We start from the raw sequence: 14,036 nt of genomic DNA on the forward strand, positions 1-14,036 counted from the left end.
CCGTGGCAGACCGAATTCATCGATCGGAGAGTCGTTAAAAAGTTGAAAGTTGTACATATTAAGACGTGAACAGGACGGGTAATGGAACATGGGAGGTCATAATTCAACCATCTCATGACAATAACATACCACGATTATGCGAAAAAGCAAAAAATTACGATTGCAAATTATAATAATTTGTTATCAAAGTCCACTGTAAACCTCTTGTTTCTGCGTTATATTTAGGTCAATTGCAACAATTAAAATTTGATGTAACACGGAGCGAGCCACCTTAACCTCCGAATTCAAGTCAAGAAGGACAAGCGTTGCTGCGCAAAACATTCTATCGAATCTACTTTTAGGAGGCATATCATATTATGAGAAAAGCATTTATCAGCCCAACCAAGTACGTGCAAGGCGAAGACGAATTGTTGAACCTGGGTTATTTCGTAAAATCCTTCGGAGATTCTGCGTTGTTGATTGCACACCCGGACGATGTACAGCGTGTTAAAGCCAAGCTGGATGCAACAGCAGAAAAATTCAATATCACGTTTGTTGAAAGCGGTTTTAGAGGCGAATGTTCACGTGAGGAAGTTGCTCGTTTGCAAGAAATTGCGAAAGAAAAAGGCTGCACATGCACGATCGGTCTCGGTGGCGGTAAAGCCATTGATGCTGCAAAATGTGTTGCTGAAGGTGATGCATTAATCATCTGTCCAACGATTGCAGCAACAGACGCGCCGACAAGCCACTCGGCAGTATTGTACACACCAGAAGGTTCTTTTGACGATTATGCATACTTCAAACAAAGCCCAAGCGTGGTGCTCGTAGACACAACGGTTATTGCGAATGCACCAACACGTTTCCTCGTATCCGGTATGGGAGATGCGCTGTCTACTTACTTCGAGGCAAGAGCAACAGCAAAATCGTACTCCCGTGTGAATGCAAGTCTGCCAATGGGTTCCCGTGAAGGGTACACACCTTCTGCTGTAGGGACAAATGCAGCACTGGCACTTGCTAAATTGTGTTACGAAATGCTGCTGACGGACGGCGCTAAAGCAAAAGTAGCGAGCGACAGCAACGTAGTAACTCAAGCCCTGGAAAACATCGTAGAAACGAACATCCTGTTGTCCGGTCTTGGATTCGAAAGCGGAGGTTTGGCTGCAGCTCATGCGATCCACAATGGTCTGACAGTTCTGGAAGGCACACACCACTATTTCCACGGTGAAAAAGTGTCCTTCGGTACGATTGCACAGCTCGTCCTTGAAAATGCGCCAACCGAAGAATTGCACCAAGTGATGGACTTCTGTCTTTCCGTAGGATTGCCTGTAAGTCTTGCAGATATCGGCGTAGAAACCATAACACAAGAAGAGTTGTTGAAAGTAGCAGAGATTGCGTGCATTCCAGAGGAATCCATCCACGCGATGCCATTCCCGATTACTGTTCCTGAAGTAGCCGCGGCGATCGCAGCAGCTGACCGAATCGGACGGGAGTACAAAGCACGCCAGGAGGCAAAATAAATGAAAAAAATCATTAATCAGGCTGAACATGTTGTCATGGAAATGTGCAACGGGATCGCGCTTGCGCACCCGGAGCTGGAGTTCCTGAAAAAATATAAAGTGATCAAACGCAGAGAGATTCAAGCGGACAAAGTCAGCCTGATCAGCGGCGGCGGTAGCGGTCACGAGCCAGCACATGCTGGTTATGTCGGTAAAGGTATGCTGGATGCAGCGGTATGCGGCGATGTATTTGCATCCCCTTCGCAAATCCAGGTATATCAAGCGATCAAAGCAACGGCAAGCAACAAAGGTACACTGCTCATCATCAAAAACTACAGCGGCGACATGATGAACTTCAAGAACGCAGCACATCTGGCTGAAGAAGATGGCATCAACGTGCAATATGTACGTGTGGAAGATGACATCGCTGTGCAAGACAGCTTGTATACGGTAGGACGCCGCGGCGTGGCCGGAACCGTTCTGGTTCATAAAATTGCCGGCGCAGCAGCGGAAGAAGGACGTAGCCTGGAAGAAGTGAAGGCTGTTGCCGAGAAAGCGGCGCAGAACGTGCGCAGTATCGGTTTTGGATTCACGTCTTGTACGGTGCCTGCCAAGGGAACACCAACCTTCGAAATCGCGGAAGACGAGATGGAGTTCGGGGTAGGTATCCATGGTGAGCCGGGTATTCGTCGTGAAAAAATTGTTTCTGCAGATGAGCTTGCAGGACGTATGGTGTCCGCATTGCTCAAAGATATGAAGCTGGATCAGGATGCGTCTGCCGAGATCGCTGTGCTTGTGAACGGTTTTGGTGCGACACCTCTGCAAGAACTGTACCTGCTCAACAATTCAGTTCAACGTGAGCTTGCAGGACAGGCGGGTCTTAATGTAGCGACGACATTCGTGGGCAACTACATGACCAGTATTGACATGGCGGGTGCATCGGTAACGATTCTGAAGCTGGATGAGGAATTAAAAACCTTGTTGTTTAAGGAAAGCGACACACCTGCATTTAAAGTGTCTGGCCCTCCAGTGGCACAAGTTGCTTACTCCGAAGCGCTGGAAGCGGTTGTGACTGAGGATGCTCCGGTATCCTATGAGGTGCAGACGGATGCGTCAGCAGCTGTTGTTGAAAATAATCAGTTCTCACTGGATAACATGGTTTACCTGATCGATAAAATGGGCGAAATCATCATTAAGAACGAAGTGCCGTTCTGTGAACTGGATTCCCATGCCGGTGACGGCGACTTCGGGATGAGTGTAGCCAAAGGTTTCCGTCAATTGAAGCGTGAGTGGAACCACATCGTTAACGAAGAGAAAAAAGATATCGGCTCATTCCTCGATGCGTGCTCTCTGGTGATCATGGAGTATTGCGGCGGAGCATCCGGTCCAATCTGGGGTTCGGCATTCCGTGCAGCGGGCAAAGCGGTAGGTGAGAAGCAGCATTTGAACGTTGCTGAGTTTGCTGAAATGATTCAGGCAGCCGTTCAAGGCATTCAAGCAACGGGTGAGCGTTCCTTCGGACGCGGTGCGGTTGTAGGCGATAAAACGTTGATCGATGCACTCGTACCATGCGCAGATGCGTGGACGCAAAGTGCAGAGTCTGGCGATGACTTCAAAGCTGTATTTGCCAAAGCTGCGGCGGCAGCGGTTGAAGGTGCGAAGAAAACCGAAGATATCGTAGCACGTATGGGACGCGCAGGTACGGTCGGTGACCGAAGTCTGGGATATCCGGATGCTGGCGCGTATGCGCTGGGTGTTATTTTCACCGAACTGTCCGAGTCTTTGAAGTAAGAAGAGGTTCATTAAATTTGTTTGCATGACGATATAGATATCAGAACGATACAGATATGCATTGACACAGGTGACGGCGCCGGAGTCCGGCGTCGTTATGTGTGCCTTTTTTAGGCTATATTGAGTCAATATTTACATGTACTCATTTACATCGAATTTGAATAATTAAATTTAGATTTATTGTTGGCTTGTATTGTTAACTACATTATGACATGCTGTCTCGCTCATTTCCTTGAGGGAAGCGTATGCATAGTGATATCTATTTATCTATATAATTTGAACTATTAAATTACACAATAACGGAGAGGACAGAAAAAACCTGAAGAAGCGAAGCGTTCGCCTTTATCACCGGATTTTCCCTTTATAAAAGGGAATCAAAAAATCTGGGGATAACAGCGATCGGAAGGTTATTCTGTCATCGAAGTGCATGTGTAAATATATGGATTTCAAGTTATATCGCATTTTATATTACTAAAGGAGCCAACTATGAGAACAGTCACATCATTCTTGAAAAAACCGCAGGGGTTGCTGGTTTTATCACTCGTTCTAGTTATTTTCGGCAGCTTGTTTGCCGGCATGTTCAACACATCCTTCTATTCCGTCAAGGTTAAAGAGATCAAATTCCAGGCCGACCACGGAACGTTATCGGGTCTGCTGTACATGCCAAAAGGCGCGGGTGCTGATGACAAAAGACCGGTTATTATTACAACGCATGGTTATTTAAACACGAAAGAAATGCAGGATGCACCTGCCATTGAGATGTCCAGACGTGGTTACATCGTACTCGCACTTGATATGTATGATCACGGGGACTCTCGCTGGAGTGCACCTATTCCGGTGAAAGATATGTTCGGCACATTCTGGATTTATTCTCAATTCGATGCGGCTAAATATATCTATGATCAGGATTTCACCAAAAAAGATGATAAAGGTAACGCATATGTTGCTGTGAGCGGGCACTCCATGGGCGGATTCTCAACGCTGCTCTCCATGTACATGGATGAGATGACATCGTTGCAAACAGGACATCGTATGATCTATACAGGAATCTCTGTAGGGGCAGATTATTCATATGCCGCTGCCGTGGCACCACAGGATCAGCTGCAAGCTGCTTTTGGTAGCCGTACGGTAGGGATGATTGCGGGTAAGTATGACGAGTTTTTCTTCAATAAATCCGACGAAGAGAAAACAGCCGCTGAAAAAGAAATCAAAGGCACCGTGATGCGCAAAGATTTTGCCGCAACGATCTCGGGTAAAGCATTCCTCGGACTGGCTGCAGATGCGCCAAGAGCGGAAACAGACAAGTTTACTGAAGTTCAGTCTGGTGACCTGATGGTTGACGGCAAAGTGGTACGTCCTTCGCAAATAGGCGAGCACATCATGTTTACACCGAATCAGACTCACCCGTGGAACCATTTTTCACCAACGACAACGGGACATCTGATCGACTTTTACGCACATGCTTTCAATGGGGTAACGTCACCGAACCAGACGAATGTGAATCTGGGATCGGGAAATCAGATCTGGTGGGCGAAGGAAGCCTTTAACTTTGTAGCATTGATCGGTTTCTTCCTGATGATTGTACCGTTGATTACGTTGCTACTTAGACTGCCATTGCTGCGTAAGGCGGTTAGCAACGAGATCGCAACAGTTTCCGCTGCCGTAAGTGGCAAGCAAAAAACGATCTACTGGCTCGCGATTGCGTTCAGCACGCTGATCCCGGCTATTCTTTTCCCAACGCTAATGGATAAATCGGCAGACGGATTGAATGTATTGCGTATCATTGCTCTGATCTTGTTGATCGCAAGTGTGCTTGGTGCAGTCATTGGATTTATCTTGGCTGGAAGCAAAAAGAATGATTATGCGGCAAGCCGCCGGATGAAAAATATCGGCGTAGGCAGCGTGCTGCTGGCTATTGTATCTCTGGTCATGTGGGTTGTGTTTAACTATGCGAGCAAAATTGTCGTTACAGGCACATACTTCAATGAACCAACGACGAACCAGATCGTATACTGGGCCTTGGTATCGGCGTTGATTATGATTCTAGTGACCTTTGCATTCCACTATTTCTCCAAAAAGGAGGCAGGCACTCGTTTCAGTGATTACGGCATTAGCTTGAATATCGGAACCATTATTGCCAGCCTTGTAACAGCTGTACTCGCTATTGTTATCGGCTATGCACTATTGTTCGCGGTACAGGCGATCTTCGGAACGGACTTCCGGATCTGGACATTTGCGGTACGTACGTTTGAACAGGCACATTTCGTGACTGCACTGCGTTATGCACCACTGTTCCTGATCTATTACTTTGTGAGTGCCGTTGCACTGAACGCCAATACGCGCGGCAAACGCGGTGGTATGTTCCTTGCGATTGTACTGAATGTTGGCGGATTGGTATTGTGGATGCTGGCACAGTATGGCAAAGACTTTATGACAGGTGTGGCACTGTATCCAACTCAAGCACTGAACGGCATTCTGTTGTTCGCGCTGGTGCCATGTCTGATCATCGCTGCCGTATACGCACGCAAATTGTTTGAGAAAACGAATAATGTATGGCTCGCGGCATTTGTGAATACGTTGCTGTTTACGATGGTGACGGTGGCGAATACCGTTCTCTTCTGGAACTTGGTTTAATGTGAAAAAAGATATGGCGTGGCCTTAGATTACACTTGACCACTCCGATGACTGACTATGCTTTCGATCGCTGTTATCCCCCGATTTTTATTGAACTTTTTCCTTAGGGGAAAATCGGGGGATAAAGGCGAGCGCTCCGCTTCTCCAGCATTAGTCTGTCATCTCCGTTCCGGTGTAATCAAAGGGCTACATATCCAACATTTTCAGATGAAACGTTGGATAGAATATAGACCGCTCTGTAGGCTATGGCTTACAGAGCGGTCTTTTTTATATTGAGTAGACCCGGAACCATAGAATTTAATAGATAGTTTATAGTCTACAGAAAGATCTCAATTACATGAAAGTGGAGAGCGAAGTAGCAATATTGGCTTTAGCTATGGGAAATAGTGTAATCTGAGAGTAGATGTAACTTACTTGAACGAGAAGGGAACGAATCCATTCAATGACTCAAAAACTCTACTATGACGCTGCGTACACGCGCGAGTGGCATACACATATTACCAATCGAGTGACGAAAGAAGATGGCGTATACGTTACGCTCGCCGAGACGGCATTTTATCCGCATGGAGGCGGACAACCGTGTGATCTGGGACAGATTGGCGGCATTGCGGTTCTGGATGTGAATCTGGAAGATGGAGAAGTGTGGCATAAGTTAGAACGTTCCCCGGAGCAGGATGAAGTGCAATGTGAGCTGGATTGGGAGCGGAGGTTCGACCACATGCAGCATCATACGGGCCAGCATTTGTTGTCGGCAGTCACGTTGAAGCTGACGGATGCGATGACGCTCAGTTTTCACTTGGGCACGGACTACGCAACGATTGACGTAGCTGCGGAGACTCTCAGCGCGGAACAGCTCGCTAGGATTGAACAAGAGGTGAATCGGCAGATTGTTCGCAATGCAGCGATTCGTACTTCATGGGTTACCGCGGAAGAAGCGGCGCGTTTGCCTTTGGTGAAGCAGCCTACGGTGACGGAGGACCTTCGCATCGTGGAGATTGAAGGTGTGGAGCACAATGCCTGCGGTGGCACACATGTAGCGGCAACGGGCGAGATTGGTATCATCAAGCTTCTGAAAACCGAAAAGGTTAAGGGCAGTACCCGGATTTATTTTAAATGCGGCACAAGAGCCTTGAACGAATTCAAGGAAGCACAGGAAGTACTGAATGGTATTACGACCAAATTAAAGACAAGCCGTGACGAACTGCTGGAGCGTATTGAGAAAATGGAGCAGGAGCAGAAACAGCTGCAAAGCGAGCTGAATGCTATAAAATCTACCAACGATGCTTACTACGCACAGGAACTGCTTGCGGCACGGGAAGGGCTGGTTATTGCCCGGATTTTCGAAGACAAATCACTCAAGGACATGCAAAGCCTTGCTACCAAACTTACAGAAGAGCATGAGGGTTTGGTGCTGTTTGCCAGCATCTCGGAAGCGAAAGTTGTGCTGGCACAGAATGGACAGCCGCCGGAATGGGCGTGCGGGCCGTTTTTCAAAGGAAATCTCGGGGCATACCAAGGCAAAGGCGGCGGCAGTGAGAAAATAGCTCAAGCAGGATTTGCGAGCAGTGAGGATGCACTTGCGTTTTACGAATTCACCAAGGAGCAACTTGGATATCATTCCTAAAGGTTGAAGGAGGCGGGAGCATGACAGAACGTATTCCGTGTGTACGCGAAGGATGCGACCATATGATTTTACCAGCAACAGCAGCTAAAACAGGTGGGTATTGTATGCCTTGCAAGCAGGAGATGGAACGGGAGGCACATCAGCGTTATATTGAAGCGAATCGGCGTGATGTCGATCTGTATGAGGGCATTACGGACGCAGTGCAGATTTTGAAAATCATGCATGAACCCCGCACATACGATGAACTTATTCGGTACGTACCGTATAAAAACTCCATGGAACAGGTGTATCTGTCCCTATCAACAGAGCAGCAGCATGAGATGAAACAATACGCGATGGAACTGATTCGCTCAGATGATGAGGACACGGGCAAGGACATTTTGCTGTACCTTGTGTGTTACCATGATCTGCCCCTGATTGCGGAGATTCCGGAGCTGTTGGAGCGGGAGATCGTTTATCCAGCGGTTTTGTTCAAGAGCGCCTCTGGGGAAATGCGAGATCATCTGTTACAACGGGTGAATACGGATGAAGAGAATCGAAACCATATCCTGATCATGCTGGCTTATATCGGTGACGAAGTGGTTGTACAACAGTTCTGGCAGTGGAAGCAGTCTCCGCCTGACTGGGCTAGCAGGCTGTATGTGGCACCTGAGCGTTATACCTTACAAGCAGGCTGGGAGTTAACCGAAGATGGTCAACGCAGGGAATTGTTTATCACCCCAAGTTATTCACTATATGAAACAGGAGAGAGCAACGTAGCGGGAAGAGAGAGGGAAAACCTTGAGGGTGCTCCGGTTTCTTTACTTGTACCAAGCTCCACTCATTGCCCGTGGTGCAGCAATCCATTCATTAGCTTAATGAATTTACAGGTGAAACATCCGGCGCTTCATTCTGTTCACTGGAACGCTCCACACCTTGATGTGCAGACCTGTCTGGTCTGTAGCGGTTTCAGCGTGGTGTACATGGAGATGGATGCAACAGGGAATCCGATCTGGAGTAGACATAATTTGAAGCCGGATGGTTTTGATGATATTGATGTGGAAGAGATGAGCGTAGATGTTTCGGGAATAGGCTCAAACACCTTAGAGGTAGGCAGCCTTGTTGGCGAGGGAGAAAGGGCAGAAGGAGCACGGGAACAGGAACAGCGGCGTTTGTTCCATATTGCGTCTGAACCACGTCAGCCTTTCCATGGTAGTGAGTGGGCAATGGAACCTTCTATATCACAGGTTGGGGGTCACCCCGGCTGGGTGCAAGATGCAGATTATCCAGTATGTCCAGCCTGCTCTGCTACGATGAAAGCCATCGGACAGTTGGACGGTGAGATGATTCAGGAAAATGGTGAAGGTGTGTATTACATGTTTGCGTGTGAGCCATGCCAGATGACAGCAGTATCGTATCAGCAATCATAATATAATCCACCCACTTTCTTATCGTTTTCCAGCATGAAGTGACTGTTGTCATAAAACCTGACATCGTTGTAATATATAATCATTGATCAGCTTCGTGGAGAGAGATAAATTACAAAATGTCGGCAGGAGTGGGAACGATGGAAATAAGAGTGGATGATTTGAATGGAAATCAGGTAAAAGCGTTAATCGCGGAACATTTGATGGGCATGGCAGCGGATTCGCCGCCAGAAAGTATACATGCACTGAATCTGGATGGACTGAAGAAACCCGAGATTACGTTCTGGTGTGCATGGGACGGAGAGGAACTGCTCGGCTGCGGGGCGATCAAGGAACTGAACGCGGAGCATGCTGAACTGAAATCGATGCGTACGGCTTCCGCTCATTTACGCAAAGGGGTAGCCCGCCATATTTTGACGCATATCATTGCAGAGGCGACAACTCGCGGATATCAGCGTATCAGTCTGGAAACGGGTTCGATGGATTCTTTTATCCCGGCACGCAAGCTGTATGAAGACTTTGGTTTTGAATATTGCGAGCCGTTTGCGGATTATATTCTAGACCCGAACAGTTCATTTATGACCAAAGTTATTAAATAACATTATAGATGACGAATCTTAACGAAAACAGCCAGTCTCTCTAGTATAGGGGGGCTGGTTTTTGACGTTAATTTATGCGTTGAAGTGTTTATAGTTTTGAGGAAAAAATGAAACATTTGATACAGTTCATACAGCGCAAAAAGTGGTAAACTAAAATTCGGGATTTGAACGCTGTGACGCATCAGAGAATGGAGGGGGCATGGAACATGCTCTACTGGTGGTTTGAAGGAATGAACCCCTTGTTTCCGGTATTTGTGTTGTGTCCTATGTTGGCTGTAATTATGGGGGCTTGCTGGTATGTTTTGAAGGCTTCGAAACGGTGCAGTAGGACAATTGCTTTGGGTGTATCTTTCTTGCTGCCTTTGTTGTTTATCACCAGTGATTGGGCGACGTTCACCGCCAACCTGGATGTATGGCTGATGTATGGGGTGGGATATTGTTTGGTAACATGGGCAACATACCGATTACTTTGTACACTTAAAGGGTATAAATCATAGGCATGTCATATGTTTGGGATGAATTGGCCATACAGAATGGGTGGGCTGTTTCATCATGGATAGGGTATACTGGACTTTATATTGCTCAAAAAAATAGACAAGGATTACAGACGTTTTTGTACCTCAGGAGGATTTCAATTGGCTCAGACTCAGACGGAAGAATCATTACAGAAAAAATTAAAACCCAGACACATTACCTTTATGGCGATGGGGGGTGTCATTGGGACAGGCATTTTTAAAGGGAGCGCAGGCACGATTGGACTTGCAGGCCCAGGTGTCATTGTAACGTACATTTTTGCCGGATTACTGCTGCTTGTGGTTATGGCTGCCATGGCAGAGATGGCTACGGTGTACAAGAACAGAAATATGAAAGATTTTGTACAGGAAGCGTTCGGAAGCAGAGTTTCGTTTATTATGGGATGGATGTATTGCTTCCTGTGGTTATCCGTATGTGTTATCGAAGTCATCGCAGCGGGCAGTTTCCTGCAATATTGGTTCGCGGACGTACCGCTGTGGATGCTCAGTCTGGCATGTGCGGCTTTCATTATATTGGTGAATCTACTCAGTGTGGGTGTATTCGGGGAATTCGAGTTTTGGCTGGCCGGGATCAAAATTGCGATGATTATTATTTTTATCGTGCTCGGGGCAGGGCTGATCTTTGGTATTATTCCAAGTGACAACACACCATATCTGCAAAACTATACACAAGCTGGCGGGTTCTTTCCGAACGGATTGACGTCGATCTTCTCGGCCCTGCTTGTAGTTATGTTCTCGTATGGAGGATCGGAGCTGATCGGCCTGACCTTGACGGAAACGGAAAATGCGGAGAAAGTGATGCCCAAGATCGTGGGCAATTTCATGTTCAGAATCATTTTATTCTTCACTTTGCCGATTCTGATCATCTGTGGTCTGATTCCTTGGAACGAGATTGGGCCGGAAAGCAGCCCATTTGTACAGGTACTGGCGTCAACTGGTCTGCCGGGTGCTGCACATATTATGAACTTTATCTTGGTGACGGCGGTGTTGTCCGCGGCGAACTCGGGCATTTATGGGGCATCCCGCATGATGCACTCTATGGCTGTCGGCGGGGAGGCACCCAAAGCACTCGCCAAAACCAACCGCAACGGTAGCCCGATTAATACATTGCTGGTGTGTACCGTTGTTCTGCTGGCAGGTTCCTTGTTAGGATTGTTTGCCCAAGATCAGCTGTTTAGAGTGTTGCTTGCGGTTCCGGGCTTTGTTGTGATTCTGGTCTGGATCTGCATCGCTGCTTCTCAGCTTAAATTGCGTAAAAAGTATCCGGTGCAGCCTACATTCAAGGTGTGGGGATTTCCTTACATCACCGGAGCCGTTGTCTTGATCCTGAGCGTCATTGCTCTGATGTTTGTGTTTGATGAAGGCAACCGGTTCAGTATTAGCATCTGTCTCGGTGTACTTGCATTGCTGACGATCTGGTCTTTGATTCGATTCCGCAAGATGGAAGGCCGGGTTTCGGGGCGTTAATAACTTCGATGAATGAAAAGTGATATATGTTATATTTAGGATTAACAAAGATCTATAAACGTCCATCTTTACAGAGAATCTCGGTGCTCGTGCGCCGGGATTTTTTTATGTACATACACTAGGCCGCAAAACTTTTTTAACTGAACGATTAACATTCAGTTCATCCGCCCGTTATACCTATGAAAGGTGGTGAAGCATGGACGCCGGACAGATAAATGAACAACTACAGCCTAAACTTAGAGAAATCCGGCACTATCTAATCAGATTAGGTGCTTCCCCATCGGATGCAGAGGATATTTTGCAGGAAACGGTGTACAAAGCTTTTTTATATATCGACTCGATTGAAAAAGGGAAGTTCAGCGCGTGGCTCTATAAAGTTGCGATCAACCGTTATTATGATCTCTGCCGCCGGAAGAAATGGGCGATGGTTCCCATCGAAAGTGTGGAAATACCGGATTCAACGCTTCCTGAGGATGCCATTCTACAGCAGGAGAAGAAAGAAACAGTGGAAGCTGTGCTCGGTGAACTTGCTCCGCTGCACAGACAACTGCTGATTATGAAATATGAGATGGAGCTCTCGTACCAGGAGATTGCGGAGTTGCTTGACATGCGGATGGAGCAAGTTAAAGCATCGTTATATCAAGCCAGACAACAATTTAAGAAAAAGTATGGGAGTGAGTGAGAATGAACCGACCGTTTGAACAGGAAGATGCAGTGGATGTGAGCAAAATGATTAAAAAGGCCAAACGAAAAACAACGATTCGTACATTATCTCTATCGCTCGTTGTATCGGTCGTGGCATTATTCGGAGTTATTGTCGGCAATCAGTATTTAACAAGTTCCAGTTATGAGCGTGCGATGTACAGCGAGCAGTTGATGAGCCAGATTAGCGGACCGGATCAAGTGCAGACGGGGCAAGTGAACTTCAGTGGTTTTTTGAACGGAACTTTGCAGACTTACAAAGCTAAAGTCATTGAGGGTATTCTTGTACCTTGGGTGGATCAAAAGGTTAATTATACCGTGCTGCCTTTACCTATCTTTTCAAGTATGGGTGGTAGTACTGGGCAACAATCAGTTTCATTACCGGATGAGAATATGCAAAAACTAGGTTATGAGTATACTCGCAGTTACAATGGATTAAGCGGACAGAGAGAGATGATGTTTTACATTCCGGGTGTGAATTATAATGGGAAAATTCTAAATGACCTTCCGTTGCTGAGTGAAATGGACTCGGACAAAAGGGTGGAGATGGCTATTTCTTTCGATAAGGATTATTCGTTGGATGAAGCGAAACAGTTGCTTCCGGCGGAGTTAAATCAAACATGGTACTGGGTAGATACGTATGATAACAGAGCTTTTTACGAGCCTAGACAGGATGGAAACGGGAAAGAAAGCTATGCGACCCCAGAGCCGGAGAATTGGGTAAAGGGTCTTGGAGTGAATCCATCCGAACCGACGGAAGTGAATGGCAAGCGATTTTTGGATGCTTTGGAACAGGGAAGGCAGCTTAAAGGGGTATATCATTATGAGTTCAACCGAATCTACCATTATTTAAAAAAAGATAAAAAAGAGCCACAAGAGAGCGATATTCGCATTCTGGGTGTCGTGGTGACAGGAACAGCAAAACAATTGCAGTCCCTGAGTGGTCAGCCATATCTCAGAGGGGTAACGTTGGGAGCAGTGGTGGAAAAATATTGAGTTTTTTGGATCATCCTTATTAGAATATTTCTTAATCATTAAAGTAGTAAGGATGGTACTCTGCAAAAGATGCACCAAATAAACAAGGGGATATTAGATACCTAAAAAATCATAATAAAGGAGAAAAAAATGACTTGGAATTATAATGAACTAATAGAATCATTTGTTGAAGAATATGAAGAATACAAGTTAGAGTATCAGAGTCCAAATGAAGCGATAGCTCGAGCTTTTGACGAGCACTACAGTGAGAATTCGGATGATATGGAAAAGGCCGTTTTAATGGTAATTTCAGCGGAATTAAAAGTAAAACAGCCACGGATGTACAAGATTACAAAAGAAAATTATATGAGAGACCTTGAACTAATAGATTTTGAAAGGCTAAAGGACTTTATTCAAAGAGGTCAATTAAATGAAAAAGAGTATGAAGAACTTTATTTGAGAAGAAACAGAGTATTGCAAGAACTTGAAAAAATGCCAGTAGATCTTTGTCCAAAAGCAAGATGGTTTTACGATGATATTGTAGATATAGTTGATCATTCCTTTTCTGAGAGAGAAAATGATAATAATACGATTGAAAACATCTTAAAAAGATTTGAAAGGGAATTTAGGTACAGAACGTGCGCTAAGAAAATTGTTTACACTACAATAGCAGAAAATTTAATACGACTTAACGATACAATTCCACCCTACATTATTAGTGAACTCAAAAATAGAAATTTTGATAATTCCCAGTATGAATTAACCGAAGAAGAAGAGAGGGAGTTATTAAGAAGAATAGATAAGGTTTTGGAGGAAGTAAATAAATAACT

The 14,036-nt window shown here is 45.8% G+C and carries 11 protein-coding genes; all 11 read left to right on the forward strand.

Annotated elements, in window-relative coordinates; translation table 11 throughout:
• Positions 1-356: 356 nt before the first annotated feature.
• The 11 genes from AC1VYS_RS04810 to AC1VYS_RS04860 all read left to right on the forward strand — a co-directional run bounded on the left by AC1VYS_RS04810 (position 357) and on the right by AC1VYS_RS04860 (position 14,034).
• The gene (locus tag AC1VYS_RS04810) at positions 357-1,496 is read left to right on the forward strand and encodes a glycerol dehydrogenase (RefSeq protein WP_090917434.1); all 1,140 of its coding nucleotides are present in this window, start codon (positions 357-359) and stop codon (positions 1,494-1,496) included.
• A complete protein-coding gene (dhaK, locus tag AC1VYS_RS04815; RefSeq protein ID WP_482913230.1) occupies positions 1,497-3,266 on the forward strand; it encodes a dihydroxyacetone kinase subunit DhaK in 1,770 nt (589 codons plus the stop codon).
• Between the two features lie 486 nt (positions 3,267-3,752).
• Positions 3,753-5,900: an alpha/beta hydrolase family protein gene (locus AC1VYS_RS04820; protein WP_482913231.1), complete on the forward strand. Its 2,148-nt coding sequence runs from the start codon at positions 3,753-3,755 to the stop codon at positions 5,898-5,900.
• Positions 5,901-6,342: 442 nt separating this feature from the next.
• Positions 6,343-7,524, forward strand: coding sequence for an alanyl-tRNA editing protein (locus AC1VYS_RS04825; protein ID WP_482913232.1), 1,182 nt, complete (start codon positions 6,343-6,345; stop codon positions 7,522-7,524).
• 20 nt (positions 7,525-7,544) lie between these two features.
• Positions 7,545-8,933, forward strand: a complete 1,389-nt coding sequence (locus AC1VYS_RS04830; protein ID WP_482913233.1) for a DUF1963 domain-containing protein — start codon at positions 7,545-7,547, stop codon at positions 8,931-8,933.
• A 137-nt stretch (positions 8,934-9,070) separates the two neighbouring features.
• Positions 9,071-9,529 (forward strand): GNAT family N-acetyltransferase, encoded by a 459-nt coding sequence (locus tag AC1VYS_RS04835; RefSeq protein WP_482913234.1) that lies wholly within the window; start codon positions 9,071-9,073, stop codon positions 9,527-9,529.
• A 173-nt stretch (positions 9,530-9,702) separates the two neighbouring features.
• A complete protein-coding gene (locus AC1VYS_RS04840) occupies positions 9,703-10,026 on the forward strand; it encodes a hypothetical protein (RefSeq protein WP_482934477.1) in 324 nt (107 codons plus the stop codon).
• 138 nt (positions 10,027-10,164) lie between these two features.
• Positions 10,165-11,529, forward strand: coding sequence for an amino acid permease (locus tag AC1VYS_RS04845; protein WP_482913235.1), 1,365 nt, complete (start codon positions 10,165-10,167; stop codon positions 11,527-11,529).
• A gap of 196 nt (positions 11,530-11,725) precedes the next feature.
• Positions 11,726-12,211, forward strand: a complete 486-nt coding sequence (locus AC1VYS_RS04850; protein WP_482913236.1) for an RNA polymerase sigma factor — start codon at positions 11,726-11,728, stop codon at positions 12,209-12,211.
• Positions 12,212-12,213: 2 nt separating this feature from the next.
• Positions 12,214-13,227, forward strand: a complete 1,014-nt coding sequence (locus AC1VYS_RS04855) for an anti sigma factor C-terminal domain-containing protein (RefSeq protein ID WP_482913237.1) — start codon at positions 12,214-12,216, stop codon at positions 13,225-13,227.
• A gap of 129 nt (positions 13,228-13,356) precedes the next feature.
• Entirely contained in the window at positions 13,357-14,034 is a 678-nt protein-coding gene (locus AC1VYS_RS04860) for an Imm3 family immunity protein (protein WP_482913238.1), read from the forward strand.
• Positions 14,035-14,036 lie beyond the last annotated feature (2 nt).

It is taken from the genome of Paenibacillus sp. G34 (assembly GCF_056856875.1).